This is a genomic window from Pseudomonas sp. GV105 (assembly GCF_003058185.1).
Classification (GTDB): Bacteria; Pseudomonadota; Gammaproteobacteria; order Pseudomonadales; family Pseudomonadaceae; genus Aquipseudomonas; species Aquipseudomonas veronii.
On the sequence record NZ_QBUF01000002.1, the window covers coordinates 372,698 to 388,760 of the forward strand.

A 16,063-nucleotide genomic window follows, 5' to 3' on the forward strand; every position below is an offset into this window, starting at 1 on the left:
TTTTTACCGCGCGCTGCGCTTATTCGGCAATCTGCAACTTGCGCGATTCCGTATAGATGTAGCGCACCTTTTCGTACTCGAACGGCGAGTTCAACTGACCGTAGCGGAAGCTGGTCTGGTAACGCTTGTCGACCACGCGCAGGGCCCAGATCTCCGGATGGTTGGAGCTGACTTCGGAGACGTTCAGGAAGTTGATCTGCGATTCGGCGCTGTAGTCGACCACCAAGCCGCTGGTATCGCGCAGGTTCGATGGGCCCAGGATCGGCAGCACCAGATAGGCGCCGCCAGGCACGCCGTAGAAACCCAGGGTCTGGCCGAAGTCTTCGCTCTGGCGCGGCAGGCCCATGGCGGTAGCCGGGTCCCACAGCCCGGCAACGCCGATGGTGGTGTTGAGCAGCAGGCGCCCGGTGGTTTCCAGGGAGCGGTGACCCTTGAGTTGCAACAGGCTGTTCAACAGGTTGGGCACATCGCCCAGGTTGTTGAAGAAATTGCTTACGCCGGTACGCAGGAAGCTCGGCGTGACGTAGCGGTAACCGTCGACCACCGGCAGGAACACCCATTGGTCGAAGCGGTAGTTGAAGTGGTAAACGCGACGGTTCCACGATTCCAGCGGGTCGTACACGTTGAGGGCGGTCAGTGACGAGCGTTCGAACTCGCGCTGGTCCAGACCCGGGTTGAACTTGAGCTTGCTCAGCGGCTCCTTGAAGCCGTCGGCACCCACGACGGTGGGCGCGTGCGCCTTGCTGTTGTCGGCATTGGCCACGCTTGCGCACATCAGGGCGGCAAGCAGCAGAAGATATTTAGCCACGGAAAAACTCCAGCATGGCGTCGGCGTTGACGCGGTAATTGAGGTTGCCGCAATGGCCGCCCAGCGGGTAGACAGTCAAGCGATCGCCGAAGGTTTGACGCAGGAAGCCGAGGTCGCCCGGGCCGAGGATCACGTCGTCGGCGTTATGCATGACGGCGATTTTCGGGCTGGTGTGCAGGTAGTCCTTGAGGGCGTACAGGCTGACCTGATCGACCAATTGCAACAGGCTGCCGCCATCGGAACGGGCGCGCCACATCGGGATGACCTGTTCGGTGAGGTAGCAATCGAAGTCACATTGCAGCGCGCGCTTGAGGAACGGCGTGAGGCTGGTGCCTTCGGTGATCGGGTACTTCGGCGGGATGATCAGGCCGCGGCGGTTGATCAGGTCCGAGGTGAACGCGATGTCGGCCGCCGAAAAACGGAACGTGGTGCCGATCAGCATGGCCATCTGTTCGTTGGTCAGGTGCTGCTTGGAGTTCTGGAAGTCGTAGAGCAGGGCGTCGTTAAGGTCGATGTAGCCCTTTTGCTGGAAGTAGCGGGTCAGCTTGTTCAACACCAGTTCATAAAAGGTCGTGGTGTTGTTGATGCCCTTGACCTCGGTCTGCACCAGCTTGTCGAGGTTGGTGATCGAGGTGTACAGGTTGACCGGCGGGTTGAGCAGCAGCACTTTCTTGAAGTTGAAGCTGCGGCGGGTTTCGTCGAGCTTGCTGACAAAAGCCGCATCCAGCGCACCGAGGCTGTAGCCGCTGAGGTAAAAGTCGGTGACCGGCAGTGAGGCGTTCTGCGCACGCACTGCTTGCATCACGCGGTACATGTCTTCGGCGTCTTCCTGGGTGATACCCGGCGTGGCGAAGCGCGAGGCGGCGCTCATGAAGTCGAAGCTGGTCGGCGATGACAGTTGCACGACGTGGTAGCCGGCCTGGTAGTACAGTTTTTTCAGGTATTCGTTGATGCTGCTGTCAAACCGCGCACCGGTGCCCGAGATCAGGAAGATCAGCGGTGCGGCGCGGTCTTGCTTGGCGATGCGGTAGGTGAGCTTCTTCACTGCCCAGAAGTTGTCGGGCAGGCTGAACTCGCGCTCGGGACGCATGTTCAGGGTGTAGTCGGACTGGTTGATTTCGTCGTCGCTCGGCAAGCTGGGCCGAAGGTCAGGCGGGGTGGTGGCGATGGTCGCTTCGAACGGGTTGGTCAAAGGGAAGCCATAGCTGGCCTGGTCGATGTCGACGGCCAGTGCTGACGCACTCAAAAAAAGGCTGCCCAGCAAGGCAGCGCAGCGCAAGGAACGGAGCATGACTTAATCCCTAAGAGGAAACGTGCTGAATGAAGTTCGCAGGCTATGACCACCGCGTTGCCACCGAAGTGCCAGCCATCGGCACGAAAAGTCGGATAAAAAACGTCGGAGTCGGGGTAATAGTAGGCAGAAGATACACTTTGCCGCGTATTGATGGACACTTATCTGCGTACACATCTTGCTAACGGCCACCGGGGGATTAAGCTGAGCGCCGTTTTTGCCTATCGGAGTGCTCCATGTCCCGCCGCTTGCCGCTGACCCTACTGCTCATTGCCTTGCCATTATGGCTGGCCGCCAGTTATGCCGCGCGTTACGGCTTCATGGAGGATGGCCGGTGGGTCGGCATTTGCGCGGATGAAGCCAACCACTGGGAATGCCAGGTGCGTTCGAACCTGGGCTTGATGATTCACTTCCAGGTGATGGGCTGGGCTGCGCTGATCGCGTCGGTGCTGGCGTTTTTCGTGCCGGGCCGTGCGGGGTGGGGGTTGGCGGTGCTGGGGCTGGTGTTCGGGTTGCCGGCGTTGGCGTTGTACAACACCACATTTGCGGTGTTTGCGGTGGTGATTGCCGGGTTGCGCTTGGTCCGCAAGCCACGGGCGGCCTGATAGGGGCAATCGGGGCAAATCGAATCGTCGCACCGCCCCTTCCACATGGGAACGCATTCCAAATGTGGGAGGGGCTTGCCCCCGATGGCATCTTAAGCCTTGCGCATCCGCAAGCACCGCCACAAAGCCACAACCATCAACCCACTGACCAGCGCCCAACCCCATGCCTGCTGGTTCAACAGACCTTCGCGGAACAGCTGCGGCGCAATGCCGGCACCGATGATAAAGGCCAGTAGGGCAATTTCCCGACGTGGCCCGGTCACCGGGCGAATCAGATAGACCAGTGCAGGCAGCACCAGCGCCGCACTTGGGAAGCTGCGGTAGCGCGGGTCAAACACCAGCGCCAGCATCATCACCGCGCCAGCGAACCCGGCGATTGCCACCAGCCAGCCCGCGCGCGGCTCCAGCCAGTTGAACGCCCGCTCGCGCCAACCCTCGCGGCTGCTCAAGGCCAGGGCCGCATGTGCCAGTACCAGCAGGTTCAACGCGACCAGCAGCCCCGCCCACACCCATTCATCATTGAAGCGTGCGGTTACGCGGGTCAGTTCGGCCCAGGTGCCGATGGAACAGGCGGCGACGGCCCCGAGCAGCGGCAGCAGCCAGGCGGCGCGCACGCTGCGCACCCGCCCGCCGAGCGCCAGGGTGCCCAGCAGGATGAGTCCACCGACTCCCAGCCACAGTGGCCAGTACGGTACGTTGGTCACTGGGCCTGCGAGGATGCCTTTGTCCTGGCGATCGGCGTCGAACAAGCCCCAGTAGCCGCCGACAGCGCCTTCACTGGCACGCTTCCACGGCTGGTCGAAGGCTTCGATCAGGTTGTAGTGCCAGCCATTGGCTTCGGCCATGGCCACGAAACCGCGCATGAACTTGGCCTCATTGACCCGGCTCGGCACCGCGGTTTCGCGCTGGCGGCCTTCGCTGGGCCAGCCGGTCTCGCCGATCATTACGTCCTTGGGCGCGAATTTATTGCCGAAGGTCTGGCGCACGTCACCGACATGCTTGAGCGCCTGGTCGATTCCCGAGGGGGCGTCTTCCCAGTACGGCAGCAAGTGGATGGTCAGGAAATCCACCGCCGGGGCAATTTCCGGGTGTTGCAGCCAGAACTCCCAGACGTCGGCATACGTGACCGGCTGCTTGATCTGGCTTTTGACCTTATGGATCAGCTTCACCAACTGTGCGGCCGTGACTTCCTTGCGCAGCAGGGTTTCGTTGCCGACGATCACTGAAGTCACCACGTCGGCGTTGGCGTTGGCCGAGGCGATCAAGGCGTCGACTTCTTTTTCGGTGTCGACCGGGTTGCCGTTGACCCAGGCGCCGATCATCAGTTTCAGCCCGTGCTTGCGCGCCAGGTCCGGCAAGGCTTCCAGGCCGGTCATGGAGTAGGTGCGGATGCATTCGAAGCGGGTGGCCAGCAGGGCCAGGTCGGCGTCCATGCGCTCGGGGCGCAGCTTGAACGGCTGGTCGAACGGTGATTGGTCCTTGTCGAACGGTGTGTAGGAGGCGCATTGCAGTTTGTGGCTGGCGCTGGCCACGTCCGGCAGCACCACTGGCCGGCCGAGGCCATACCAGTACCCGACCAGCGCAAGCAGGCCGAGGATCAAGGCGAATAAATAGGGCAGGGCAGGGAAGCGGGCAGTTGCGGGCATGGTCGGCTTATCTGGGGAGCAAAGGCGCGCATCTTACCCGGATTTGTCGCGTCCCAGTGGGGCTGCATGATTTAGACATGCAAAGTTCGGGCGGGGTATGAGGTGAGCGTCCCATAACAGCGCTAGCTGGCGATGTGATGTCGTTTCTTGCTTACCTGAGGTCGCTGACAGAGCAGGACAAAGGCCCCGGCAGGTTGATGATCGAAGTATCAGCACTCCACTGATGTCGTTGCCGCCGGATCGATGCGCGTGAAGGGGGCGTGGCGCACCACATAACAACAGGTTGACGTCGCTCGACATCCGTCGGGCGCAGCACTTTCGGGGAAGTACGATGAAGATGCGACGACTCTTGGGCGCAGTTGCCACTCTGGTAGTTGCGATGAGCTCCACACTGGCCAGCGCCGACAGCAAAACCCTGAGCATCGGCTACGTGGACGGTTGGTCCGACAGCGTTGCCACCACTCATGTGGCGGCAGAAGTGATCAAGGCAAAGCTCGGTTATGACGTCAAGTTGCAAGCGGTCGCCACCGGGATCATGTGGCAGGGTGTTGCCACCGGCAAGCTCGACGCCATGCTCTCTGCCTGGCTACCCGTGACCCACGGTGAATACTGGGCCAAGAACAAGGACAAGGTGGTCGACTACGGCCCCAACTTCAAGGATGCGAAGATCGGCCTGATCGTGCCGGAGTACGTCAAGGCCAAGTCCATCGAAGACCTCAAGACCGACACCACCTTCAAGAACAAGATCGTCGGTATCGACGCCGGTTCAGGCGTGATGCTCAAGACCGACGAAGCGATCAAGGCCTATGGCCTGGACTACAAGCTGCAAGCCAGCTCCGGTGCCGCGATGATCGCCGAACTGACCCGCGCCGAAGACAAGCAGGAATCCATCGCAGTCACCGGGTGGGTGCCGCACTGGATGTTCGCCAAGTGGAAACTGCGGTTCCTGGACGATCCAAAAGGGATCTATGGCGCTGCTGAAACCGTCAACAGCATTGGTAGCAAGGGCCTGGAGAAGAAAGCCCCGGAAGTCGCGGCGTTCCTGAAGAAATTCCAATGGGCTTCCAAGGACGAAATCGGTGAAGTCATGCTCGCCATCCAGGAGGGTGCCAAGCCCGATGCAGCCGCCAAGGACTGGGTTGCCAAGCACCCTGAGCGGGTTGCCGAGTGGCTCGCCAAGTAACCCCCCTTTGATGTAACCCCTTGTGGGAGGGGGCTTGCCCCCGATAGCGATGGATCAGTCAGATCATCAGCGACTGACACACCGCAATCGGGGACAAGCCCCCTCCCACATTATTATTTTCGCCGCCCGCAAATGTTTCTGCGCCCTCGCAAACCCTCGCTACACTCCCTCTAATACTAAGGTCGTCTGGAACCTGCCCCGTAGCCGCATACAGTGGCTATTGTTTCAATAATAACAAAGCTGTGCTGCGAGGATAAAAACAATGAACGACAGCATTTACCTCTCGATTCAAAACAGCCCGCGCTTCAAGGAGCTGGTTAGAAAAAGGGAAAGGTTCGCCTGGATTCTCTCGGCGATCATGCTAGGGCTTTACTCCGGATTCATCCTGTTGATCGCCTACGGGCCACAATTGCTGGGGGCTAAGATCAGCTCCACTTCGTCCATCACCTGGGGAATCCCTATCGGTGTCGGGCTGATTCTATCGGCCTTTGTCCTCACTGCGATCTACGTGCGACGCGCCAACGGCGAATTCGACGATCTGAACAATGCGATTCTCAAGGAGGCTGCGCAATGATCCGTCGTCTATTGGCTGTACTGGGTGCTTCGGTCTTCGCGCCTGCTATATGGGCGGGGGAGGCGTTGACCGGTGAAGTGCAAAAACAACCGCTGAATATTCCAGCGATCCTGATGTTCGTGGTCTTTGTCGGCGCGACGTTGTGCATTACCTACTGGGCGTCCAAGCGCAACAACTCGGCGGCCGACTATTATGCGGCCGGCGGCAAGATCACCGGTTTCCAGAACGGCCTGGCGATTGCCGGCGACTATATGTCGGCCGCGTCCTTCCTGGGTATTTCCGCACTGGTATACACCTCCGGCTACGACGGCCTGATCTACTCGATCGGCTTCCTGGTGGGCTGGCCGATCATTCTGTTCCTGATCGCCGAGCGCCTGCGTAACCTGGGCAAATACACCTTTGCCGACGTGGCGTCCTACCGCCTCGGGCAAACTCAGATCCGTAGCCTGTCGGCTTGCGGTTCGCTGGTGGTGGTGGCGTTCTACCTGATCGCGCAGATGGTAGGCGCGGGCAAGTTGATCCAGCTGCTGTTCGGCCTTGATTACCACGTAGCGGTGATCATGGTGGGTGTCCTGATGTGCCTGTACGTGCTGTTCGGCGGCATGCTGGCGACCACCTGGGTGCAGATCATCAAGGCAGTGTTGCTGCTGTCCGGCGCCACATTCATGGCAGTCATGGTGATGAAGCACGTCAACTTCGACTTCAGCACGCTGTTTTCCGAGGCGATCAAGGTTCACCCTAAAGGTGAAGCGATCATGAGCCCTGGCGGTTTGGTGAAAGATCCGGTCTCCGCGTTCTCCCTGGCTCTGGCACTGATGTTCGGTACCGCCGGCCTGCCGCACATCCTGATGCGCTTCTTCACCGTGAGCGACGCCAAGGAAGCGCGCAAGAGCGTGTTGTACGCCACTGGTTTCATCGGCTACTTCTACATCCTGACCTTCATCATCGGTTTCGGCGCGATCCTGCTGGTCAGCACCAACCCGGCGTTCAAGGATGCTGCAGGCGCCTTGCTCGGTGGTAACAACATGGCGGCGGTTCACCTGGCCAACGCGGTGGGTGGCAGCATCTTCCTGGGCTTCATCTCGGCTGTGGCGTTTGCCACCATCCTCGCGGTGGTTGCGGGCTTGACCCTGGCCGGTGCTTCGGCGGTGTCCCATGACCTGTATGCCAGCGTGATCAAGAAAGGCAAGGCCAACGACAAAGAGGAGATTCGCGTCTCGAAGATCACCACTATCGCCTTGGCGGTGCTGGCAATCGGTCTGGGTATCCTGTTTGAAAGCCAGAACATTGCGTTCATGGTCGGCCTGGCGTTCTCTATCGCTGCCAGCTGTAACTTCCCGGTGTTGCTGCTTTCCATGTACTGGAAAAACCTCACCACCCGTGGCGCAATGATTGGCGGCTGGCTCGGGTTGGTCAGTGCCGTGGGCCTGATGGTCCTGGGGCCGACCATCTGGGTGTCGATCCTGCATCACGAAAAAGCCATCTTCCCGTATGAGTACCCTGCGCTGTTCTCGATGTTCATCGCGTTCGTCAGCATCTGGTTCTTCTCCATCACCGACAAGTCGGCGGCGGCAGTCAAGGAACGGGCACTGTACTTCCCGCAGTTTGTGCGTTCGCAGACTGGCCTGGGGGCGAGTGGGGCGGTTTCTCACTAAGGTTGTAGCTTAATAGGAAATGCCCCGGTCGATAGGCTGGGGCATTTTTTTGGCTGGAGTTTTGTGTTGGCTGGGCCATTGCTATCGGGGGCAAGCCCCCTCCCACAGTTGATTGCATTCCAAGGTGGGTAGTCGGTCAGGTTTGGGGGGCTTAATAGGAAGTGTCCCGGTCGATAGGCTGGGGCTTTGTGTTGGTTGGGCTATTGTCATCGGGAGCAAGCTCCCGATAGCTGAATTTCAGACAAAACAGTTTCTTGGTTCCTGCACAAATAAAAACGGCCTCCATGAAGGAGGCCGCTTTTTTATTGCGCGTCGGTCAGATGCTTACTTGCGATCTTCCAACTTGGTAATGTCACGCGACTCGTAGCCGGTGTACAGCTGGCGCGGGCGGCCAATCTTGTACGGGCTGGAGAGCATTTCTTTCCAGTGGGAGATCCAGCCCACGGTCCGCGCCAGGGCGAAGATCACGGTGAACATGCTGGTTGGAATGCCGATCGCCTTGAGGATGATCCCCGAGTAGAAGTCGACGTTCGGGTACAGCGAGCGCTCGATGAAGTACGGGTCGGTCAGAGCGATCTCTTCCAGGCGCATGGCCAGTTCGAGTTGCGGATCGTTCTTGATGCCCAGTTCCCTCAACACTTCGTCGCAGGTCTTCTTCATGACGGTGGCGCGCGGGTCGCGGTTCTTGTAGACCCGGTGACCGAAGCCCATCAACTTGAACGGATCGTTCTTGTCCTTGGCCTTGGCGATGTATTTGTCGATGTTCGAGACATCGCCGATTTCATCGAGCATGGTCAATACGGCTTCGTTCGCACCGCCGTGGGCAGGGCCCCACAGCGCGGCGATACCGGCAGCGATACAGGCAAACGGGTTGGCACCCGAAGAGCCGGCCAGACGCACGGTAGAGGTGGAGGCGTTCTGCTCGTGGTCGGCATGGAGGATGAAGATCCGGTCCATTGCCTTGGCGAGCACCGGGCTGATCGGTTTGATCTCGCACGGGGTGTTGAACATCATGTGCAGGAAGTTTTCCGCGTAAGTCAGGTCGTTGCGCGGGTACATCATGGGTTGCCCCATGGAGTACTTGTAAACCATTGCGGCCAGGGTCGGCATCTTGGCAACCAGGCGGATCGCGGAGATTTCGCGATGCTGCGGGTTATTGATGTCGAGGGAGTCGTGATAGAAGGCCGACAGGGCGCCGACCACGCCGCACATGACGGCCATCGGGTGGGCGTCGCGACGGAAGCCGTTGAAGAACGTCTTCAACTGCTCGTGAACCATGGTGTGGTTCTTTACAGTACTGACAAACTGGGCTTTCTGCTCGGCGGTTGGCAACTCGCCATTTAGTAGCAGATAGCAGGTTTCCAGGTAGTCCGATTTCTCAGCCAGTTGCTCGATCGGGTAGCCCCGATGCAGCAAAATGCCATTATCGCCATCAATATAGGTAATCTTCGACTCGCATGAGGCGGTCGACATGAAACCTGGGTCGAAAGTGAAACGGCCCGTGGCCGTCAGGCCCCGTACGTCGATAACATCAGGACCAACGGTGCCGGTTAAAATGGGCAGCTCGACGGGGGCTGCGCCCTCGATGATCAACTGCGCTTTTTTGTCAGCCATGTGGCCTCCTATTTATGCTTCAAATCATCAGACAGACCCCCCACGCAGGGCCCGCACCACTATAGTGAGATAAATTCAGATGTCAATTTGCCTAAAGTCTTGCCCCAGAAGGCTTTAACCGGACTTTTTCCTCGAAATTTACCGCCATTTACGCCTTTTATCCTGCCAACGCAATGCGCTATTAGGGTGAGGTCAGCGCGTTGTCATTAGTAACCTAACTGTCTATACTCGGCCACCGACCGCCAAGGGCTTTTGGGCTTGCTTTCATTGGGGGTCGCACTCCCTGGGTGGTGTTACCTGACCAGTCCGCTCCCCAACAACTTTGCCCTGATTGTTAGGGGCTCTTCAGTGTGAAAAAAAGCCGTGAATAGCCAACGACCTGTAAACCTAGACCTAAGGACCATCAAACTCCCCATCACCGGCGTTACGTCGTTCCTGCACCGTGTTTCCGGCATCATCCTCTTCCTGGGCCTGGGCTTCATGCTTTATGCATTGAGCAAATCCCTGGGTTCCGAGGAAGGTTATGCCGAGGTGAAGGCATGCTTGACCAGTCCGCTGGCCAAGTTCGTAGCATGGGGCCTCTTGTCCGCTCTGCTGTATCACTTGGTAGCCGGCGTGCGCCACTTGATCATGGATATGGGCATCGGTGAGACGCTGGAAGGCGGCCGCCTGGGCTCGAAAATCGTCATCGCCGTTTCCGTGGCGCTGATCGTTCTGGCAGGAGTTTGGATATGGTAACCAGCGTAACGAATCTGTCGCGTTCGGGCCTCTATGACTGGATGGCACAGCGTGTGTCTGCGGTCGTTCTCGCGGCTTATTTCATTTTCCTGATCGGATACCTCGTCGCCAATCCGGGCATCGGCTATGAGCAATGGCATGGCCTGTTTTCCCACAATGCGATGCGAATCTTCAGTCTGCTGGCCCTTGTAGCCCTGGGCGCTCACGCCTGGGTCGGCATGTGGACCATTTCGACCGACTACCTGACGCCGATGGCGCTGGGCAAGTCTGCGACAGCAGTACGGTTTCTCTTCCAGGCAGTATGCGGCGTCGCGATGTTCGCTTACTTCGTCTGGGGTGTGCAGATTCTTTGGGGTATCTGATCCATGGCTAACATTCCAACTATTTCCTTCGACGCCATCATCATTGGTGGCGGCGGCGCCGGCATGCGCGCGGCGCTGCAACTGGCTCAGGGTGGTCACAAGACTGCCGTGATCACCAAGGTGTTCCCGACGCGTTCCCACACCGTATCGGCCCAGGGTGGCATCACCTGCGCCATCGCCTCCGCCGACCCGAACGATGACTGGCGCTGGCACATGTACGATACCGTCAAGGGTTCCGACTATATCGGTGACCAGGACGCTATCGAATACATGTGTCAGGAAGGCCCGGCCGCCGTGTTCGAGCTGGACCACATGGGTCTGCCGTTCTCGCGTACCGAGCAAGGCCGTATCTACCAGCGTCCATTCGGCGGTCAGTCGAAGGATTACGGTAAAGGCGGCCAGGCTGCCCGTACTTGCGCCGCGTCCGACCGTACCGGTCACGCGCTGCTGCACACCCTGTATCAGGGCAACCTGAAAGCCGGCACCACGTTCCTGAACGAGTACTACGCGGTTGACCTGGTAAAAAACCAGGACGGCGCATTCGTCGGCGTGATCGCCATCTGCATCGAAACCGGTGAAACCACCTACATCCGCGCCAAGGCTACCGTTCTGGCGACTGGCGGTGCAGGTCGTATCTACGCCTCGACCACCAACGCACTGATCAACACCGGCGACGGCGTTGGCATGGCGCTGCGTGCCGGCGTGCCGGTGCAAGACATTGAAATGTGGCAGTTCCACCCAACTGGCATCGCCGGCGCCGGTGTACTCGTCACCGAAGGTTGCCGTGGTGAAGGTGGCTACCTGATCAACAAGCACGGTGAGCGTTTCATGGAGCGTTATGCTCCGAACGCGAAAGACCTTGCCGGTCGTGACGTTGTAGCCCGTTCCATGGTCAAGGAAATCATCGCCGGCAACGGCTGTGGCCCGAACGGCGACCACGTGCTGCTCAAGCTCGATCACCTCGGCGAGGAAGTGCTGCACAGCCGCCTGCCAGGTATCTGCGAACTGTCCAAGACCTTTGCGCACGTTGACCCGGTGGTTGCTCCGGTTCCGGTTGTTCCGACTTGCCACTACATGATGGGCGGCGTGCCGACCAACATCCATGGCCAGGCAATCACCCAGAATGCCGACGGCGTGGACGAGATCATTCATGGTCTGTTCGCGGTGGGCGAAGTGGCTTGCGTATCGGTACACGGCGCCAACCGTCTGGGCGGCAACTCGCTGCTCGACCTGGTGGTCTTCGGCCGTGCTGCCGGCCTGCACCTGGAAAAGGCGCTGACCGACGGCATCGAATACGATGACGCTACCGACGCCAACATCGAAGCTGCCCTGGCGCGTCTGTCCGCTCTGAACGAGCGTACCGAAGGCGAAGACGTGGCTACCCTGCGTCGCGAGCTGCAAAGCTGCATGCAGAACTACTTCGGTGTATTCCGTACCGGCGAATACATGCAGAAGGGTATTGCCCTGCTGGCTGACCTGCGCAAGCGCATCGCCAACGTCAAGATCAACGATAAGAGCCAGGCGTTCAACACCGCTCGTATCGAAGCCCTTGAGCTGCAAAACCTGTTGGAAGTGGCTGAAGCGACTGCGATTGCCGCCGAGGTTCGTAAAGAGTCCCGCGGTGCTCACGCTCGTGAAGACTACGAAGACCGTGACGATGAAAACTGGCTGTGCCACACCCTCTACTTCCCGGGTGAAAAGCGCGTCACCAAGCGTGCCGTTAACTTCTCGCCGAAGACGGTTCCGATGTTTGAACCGAAAATTCGGACTTACTAAGGGTGGCTGCCATGTTGAAAGTCAGTGTGTATCGCTACAACCCTGATCGGGACGCTGCGCCGTTCATGCAGGAATTCCAGGTCAATACCGGTGGTAAAGACTTGATGGTGCTGGATGTGCTGGCCCTGATCAAAGAGCAGGACGAAGGGTTCTCCTATCGTCGCTCTTGCCGTGAAGGTGTTTGCGGCTCCGACGGCATGAACATCAACGGCAAGAACGGCCTGGCGTGCATCACGCCGCTGTCCGCCGTGGTCAAAGGCAACAAGCTGATCGTTCGTCCTCTGCCAGGTTTGCCGGTTATCCGTGACCTGGTCGTCGATATGAGCATCTTCTACAAGCAATACGAGAAGGTTAAGCCATTCCTGCAGAACGATACGCCGGCTCCGGCCATCGAGCGTCTGCAGTCCCCGGAAGAGCGCGAGAAGCTCGACGGTCTGTACGAGTGCATCCTGTGCGCTTGCTGCTCGACGTCGTGCCCGTCCTTCTGGTGGAACCCGGACAAATTCCTGGGCCCGGCTGCTCTGCTGCAAGCATATCGCTTCCTGGCAGACAGCCGTGACACCCAGACCTCCGAGCGTCTGGCTTCACTGGATGACCCGTTCAGCGTATTCCGCTGCCGCGGGATCATGAATTGCGTCAACGTATGTCCTAAAGGCCTGAACCCGACTAAGGCCATTGGTCACATCCGTAACATGCTGCTGCAAAGCGGCGTGTAATTGACGTTGTAGCAAAGCAGGACCGTTGTGCCCGTAAATGCTACGGCGCAGGCTTCAACCGGCGCCGTAGTCTTAACTTGAGCAGCGACTTACAAAGCCGCGGCTCTTATTTTGAAGAAATGAGACAAGCAGGGGCATTCGGGTTGGTACCCGAACTATCAGCGTGATCCTAAGTGGCTTGTTTTGGTCGCTGCACTTGGCCTTTTGCAAGCAAACTCGGTGTCGCCGCCGGTGGTGTCCCCAAATCGAGGGTGACCAAGCATGCAAGAAAGCGTGATGCAGCGCATGTGGAACAGCGGCTATCTTTCAGGTGGTAACGCTGCCTATGTGGAAGAGCTTTATGAGCTCTACCTGCACGACCCTAACGCTGTGCCAGAAGAATGGCGCACCAAATTTCAGACGTTGTCTTCAGACGGCAACGCTGCCACCGATGTATCGCACGCAACAATTCGCGATCAGTTCGTGCTGCTGGCAAAGAACCAGCGCCGCGCCCAACCGGTTTCCGCCGGAAGCGTGAGCAGTGAGCATGAGAAGAAGCAAGTTGAAGTACTGCGACTGATCCAGGCCTACCGTATGCGCGGCCACCAGGCGGCCCAGCTCGACCCGCTGGGGCTCTGGAAGCGTCCTGCACCTGCAGACCTGTCGATCAATCATTACGGCTTGACCAATGCCGATCTTGATACGACCTTCCGTGCCGGAGACCTGTTCATCGGCAAAGAGGAAGCGAGCCTACGCGAAATTCACGAAGCGTTGCAGCAGACATATTGCCGCACCATTGGCGCTGAGTTTACGCACATCACCGACTCCGAACAGCGTCACTGGTTCCAGCATCGCCTGGAAGGCGTGCGTGGCCGTCCGGTGTTGTCTGCCGATGTGCGCAGCCACCTGCTTGAGCGCGTGACCGCAGCCGAAGGCCTCGAAAAATACCTGGGCACCAAATACCCGGGCACCAAGCGTTTCGGCCTGGAAGGCGGCGAGAGCCTGATTCCGATGCTCGACGAGCTGATCCAGCGTTCCGGCTCCTACGGCACCAAGGAAATCGTGATCGGCATGGCCCACCGTGGCCGTCTCAACGTGCTGGTCAACACCTTCGGCAAGAACCCGCGCGACTTGTTCGACGAGTTCGAAGGCAAGAAAAAGGTCGAGCTGGGTTCCGGTGACGTTAAATACCACCAGGGCTTCTCGTCCAACGTGATGACCACCGGCGGTGAAGTTCACCTGGCCATGGCCTTCAACCCGTCCCACCTGGAAATCGTTTCTCCAGTGGTCGAGGGTTCGGTGCGCGCTCGCCAGGATCGTCGTAACGACGCGACCGGTGAGAAGGTTCTGCCGATTTCCATCCACGGCGACGCGGCATTCGCCGGTCAAGGCGTGGTCCTGGAAACCTTCCAGATGTCGCAGACCCGCGGCTTCAAGACCGGCGGTACCGTTCACATCGTCATCAACAACCAGGTGGGCTTCACCATCAGCAACCCGTTGGACGCGCGTTCCACCGAGTACGCCACCGACGTTGCCAAGATGATCCAGGCGCCGATCCTCCATGTGAATGGTGATGATCCGGAAGCCGTGCTGTTCGTGACCCAACTGGCTGTCGACTACCGCATGCAGTTCAAGCGTGACGTGGTGATCGACCTGGTTTGCTACCGCCGTCGCGGTCACAACGAAGCGGACGAACCAAGCGGCACCCAGCCGTTGATGTACCAGCAGATCACCAAGCAGCGCACCACCCGTGAGCTGTACGCCGAAAGCCTGACCAAGGCCGGTGTGGTTGACGAAGCGCGTGTTCAGGCGAAAGTCGACGAATACCGCAACGCGTTGGACAACGGTCTGCATGTTGTAAAAAGCCTGGTCAAAGAGCCGAACAAAGAGCTGTTCGTCGACTGGCGTCCGTACCTGGGCCACGCCTGGACTGCGCGTCACGATACGTCGTTCGATCTGAAGACTCTGCAGGAACTGTCTGCCAAGCTGCTGGAAATTCCTGACGGCTTCGTCGTACAGCGCCAGGTCGCGAAGATCTACGAAGACCGTCAGAAGATGCAAGCCGGCGGCCTGCCGATCAACTGGGGTTACGCCGAAACCATGGCGTATGCGACCCTGGCGTTCGAAGGTCACCCGATCCGCATGACCGGCCAGGACATCGGCCGTGGTACGTTCTCGCACCGTCACGCGGTTCTGCACAACCAGAAAGACGCAGGCACCTACATCCCGCTGCAACACCTGTACGAAGGCCAGCCACGTTTCGACCTGTACGATTCGTTCCTGTCCGAAGAAGCCGTACTGGCGTTCGAATACGGTTACTCGACCACCACGCCTAACGCGCTGGTGATCTGGGAAGCCCAGTTCGGCGACTTCGCCAACGGTGCCCAGGTGGTTATCGACCAGTTCATCACCAGCGGCGAGCACAAGTGGGGCCGTCTGTGCGGTCTGACCATGCTGCTGCCACACGGTTATGAAGGTCAGGGTCCGGAGCACTCCTCGGCCCGTCTGGAGCGTTACCTGCAGCTGTGCGCCGAGCACAACATCCAGGTGTGCGTGCCGACTACCCCGGCCCAGATCTACCACTTGCTGCGTCGCCAGGTCATTCGCCCGCTGCGCAAGCCGCTGGTAGTGCTGACGCCGAAATCGCTGTTGCGTCATAAATTGGCCATCTCGACCCTGGAAGATCTGGCGGAAGGCTCGTTCCAGACCGTTATTCCAGAAATCGATACACTGGACGCGGCCAAGGTCACTCGCCTGATCCTGTGCAGCGGCAAGGTCTACTACGATTTGCTGGAAAAACGCCGTGCCGAAGGCCGCGAAGACATCGCCATCGTGCGTATCGAGCAGCTTTACCCGTTCCCGGAAGATGACCTCATGGAGATCATCGCGCCTTACACCAACCTCACTCATGTAGTGTGGTGTCAGGAAGAACCGATGAACCAGGGCGCCTGGTACAGCAGCCAGCATCATCTGCGTCGCAGCATTGGTAACCACAACAAGGCCCTGGGCCTGGAATACGCCGGTCGCGATGCTTCTGCCGCGCCTGCCTGTGGTTATGCATCGATGCACGCCGAGCAGCAGGAAAAACTCCTGCAAGATGCTTTCACTGTTTAACG

At 59.1% G+C, this 16,063-nt stretch carries 13 protein-coding genes; 9 read left to right on the forward strand and 4 right to left on the reverse strand.

The features are described 5' to 3' along the window. Positions 1–19: 19 nt before the first annotated feature. Together C8K66_RS05465 and C8K66_RS05470 are read right to left on the reverse strand one after the other, a co-directional pair. Positions 20–808 carry a VacJ family lipoprotein gene (locus C8K66_RS05465; protein ID WP_046384201.1) on the reverse strand — a complete coding sequence of 263 codons (789 nt, stop codon included), beginning with the start codon at positions 806–808 and terminating at the stop codon, positions 20–22. Further along, positions 801–2,099, reverse strand: a complete 1,299-nt coding sequence (locus C8K66_RS05470) for a serine/threonine protein kinase (protein ID WP_046384200.1) — start codon at positions 2,097–2,099, stop codon at positions 801–803. Before C8K66_RS05470 ends, C8K66_RS05465 begins: the two co-directional genes overlap by 8 nt. Positions 2,100–2,335: 236 nt before the next feature. Between C8K66_RS05470 and C8K66_RS05475 the strand changes: the two genes are divergently transcribed. After that, complete coding sequence (locus tag C8K66_RS05475) at positions 2,336–2,704, forward strand: hypothetical protein (RefSeq protein WP_108524426.1); 369 nt, start codon at positions 2,336–2,338, stop codon at positions 2,702–2,704. Between the two features lie 92 nt (positions 2,705–2,796). Here the strand turns inward: C8K66_RS05475 and C8K66_RS05480 are convergent, their stop codons facing one another. Beyond that, on the reverse strand, positions 2,797–4,350 hold the full coding sequence (locus C8K66_RS05480; RefSeq protein WP_102618158.1) for a glycosyl hydrolase family 17 protein: 1,554 nt from the start codon (positions 4,348–4,350) through the stop codon (positions 2,797–2,799). Positions 4,351–4,681: 331 nt separating this feature from the next. Between C8K66_RS05480 and C8K66_RS05485 the strand changes: the two genes are divergently transcribed. The 3 genes from C8K66_RS05485 (at position 4,682) to C8K66_RS05495 (ending at position 7,762) form a co-directional block, all read left to right on the forward strand. Beyond that, on the forward strand, positions 4,682–5,533 hold the full coding sequence (locus C8K66_RS05485) for a glycine betaine ABC transporter substrate-binding protein (RefSeq protein WP_057003706.1): 852 nt from the start codon (positions 4,682–4,684) through the stop codon (positions 5,531–5,533). A gap of 262 nt (positions 5,534–5,795) precedes the next feature. Further along, on the forward strand, positions 5,796–6,107 hold the full coding sequence (locus C8K66_RS05490; protein ID WP_017846760.1) for a DUF485 domain-containing protein: 312 nt from the start codon (positions 5,796–5,798) through the stop codon (positions 6,105–6,107). After that, a complete protein-coding gene (locus C8K66_RS05495) occupies positions 6,104–7,762 on the forward strand; it encodes a cation acetate symporter (protein ID WP_017846761.1) in 1,659 nt (552 codons plus the stop codon). Before C8K66_RS05490 ends, C8K66_RS05495 begins: the two co-directional genes overlap by 4 nt. Positions 7,763–8,086: 324 nt before the next feature. Here C8K66_RS05495 and gltA read toward each other — a convergent pair whose 3' ends face one another. Further along, positions 8,087–9,376 carry a citrate synthase gene (gene gltA / locus C8K66_RS05500; protein WP_017846762.1) on the reverse strand — a complete coding sequence of 430 codons (1,290 nt, stop codon included), beginning with the start codon at positions 9,374–9,376 and terminating at the stop codon, positions 8,087–8,089. A gap of 363 nt (positions 9,377–9,739) precedes the next feature. On the opposite strand from gltA, the gene sdhC reads away from it, so the two are divergent. The 5 genes from sdhC to C8K66_RS05525 all read left to right on the forward strand — a co-directional run bounded on the left by sdhC (position 9,740) and on the right by C8K66_RS05525 (position 16,061). Next, positions 9,740–10,114: a succinate dehydrogenase, cytochrome b556 subunit gene (gene sdhC, locus C8K66_RS05505; RefSeq protein ID WP_017846763.1), complete on the forward strand. Its 375-nt coding sequence runs from the start codon at positions 9,740–9,742 to the stop codon at positions 10,112–10,114. After that, positions 10,108–10,476: a succinate dehydrogenase, hydrophobic membrane anchor protein gene (gene sdhD, locus C8K66_RS05510; RefSeq protein WP_017846764.1), complete on the forward strand. Its 369-nt coding sequence runs from the start codon at positions 10,108–10,110 to the stop codon at positions 10,474–10,476. The genes sdhC and sdhD overlap by 7 nt, the downstream gene beginning before the upstream one ends. Positions 10,477–10,479: 3 nt before the next feature. Further along, a complete protein-coding gene (gene sdhA / locus C8K66_RS05515) occupies positions 10,480–12,252 on the forward strand; it encodes a succinate dehydrogenase flavoprotein subunit (RefSeq protein ID WP_017846765.1) in 1,773 nt (590 codons plus the stop codon). An 11-nt stretch (positions 12,253–12,263) separates the two neighbouring features. Further along, complete coding sequence (locus C8K66_RS05520; protein ID WP_108524427.1) at positions 12,264–12,968, forward strand: succinate dehydrogenase iron-sulfur subunit; 705 nt, start codon at positions 12,264–12,266, stop codon at positions 12,966–12,968. Positions 12,969–13,229: 261 nt separating this feature from the next. Further along, the gene (locus tag C8K66_RS05525; RefSeq protein WP_046384197.1) at positions 13,230–16,061 is read left to right on the forward strand and encodes a 2-oxoglutarate dehydrogenase E1 component; all 2,832 of its coding nucleotides are present in this window, start codon (positions 13,230–13,232) and stop codon (positions 16,059–16,061) included. The last annotated feature ends 2 nt before the right edge of the window (positions 16,062–16,063 follow it).

Coding starts and splice junctions, on each gene's coding strand:
- C8K66_RS05470 (WP_046384200.1), bottom strand. CDS start 2,099: ATGCTCCGTTCCTTGCGCTGCGCTGCCTTGCTGGGCAGCCTTTTTTTG.
- C8K66_RS05475 (WP_108524426.1), top strand. CDS start 2,336: ATGTCCCGCCGCTTGCCGCTGACCCTACTGCTCATTGCCTTGCCATTA.
- C8K66_RS05480 (WP_102618158.1), bottom strand. CDS start 4,350: ATGCCCGCAACTGCCCGCTTCCCTGCCCTGCCCTATTTATTCGCCTTG.
- C8K66_RS05485 (WP_057003706.1), top strand. CDS start 4,682: ATGAAGATGCGACGACTCTTGGGCGCAGTTGCCACTCTGGTAGTTGCG.
- C8K66_RS05490 (WP_017846760.1), top strand. CDS start 5,796: ATGAACGACAGCATTTACCTCTCGATTCAAAACAGCCCGCGCTTCAAG.
- C8K66_RS05495 (WP_017846761.1), top strand. CDS start 6,104: ATGATCCGTCGTCTATTGGCTGTACTGGGTGCTTCGGTCTTCGCGCCT.
- gltA (WP_017846762.1), bottom strand. CDS start 9,376: ATGGCTGACAAAAAAGCGCAGTTGATCATCGAGGGCGCAGCCCCCGTC.
- sdhD (WP_017846764.1), top strand. CDS start 10,108: ATGGTAACCAGCGTAACGAATCTGTCGCGTTCGGGCCTCTATGACTGG.
- sdhA (WP_017846765.1), top strand. CDS start 10,480: ATGGCTAACATTCCAACTATTTCCTTCGACGCCATCATCATTGGTGGC.
- C8K66_RS05520 (WP_108524427.1), top strand. CDS start 12,264: ATGTTGAAAGTCAGTGTGTATCGCTACAACCCTGATCGGGACGCTGCG.
- C8K66_RS05525 (WP_046384197.1), top strand. CDS start 13,230: ATGCAAGAAAGCGTGATGCAGCGCATGTGGAACAGCGGCTATCTTTCA.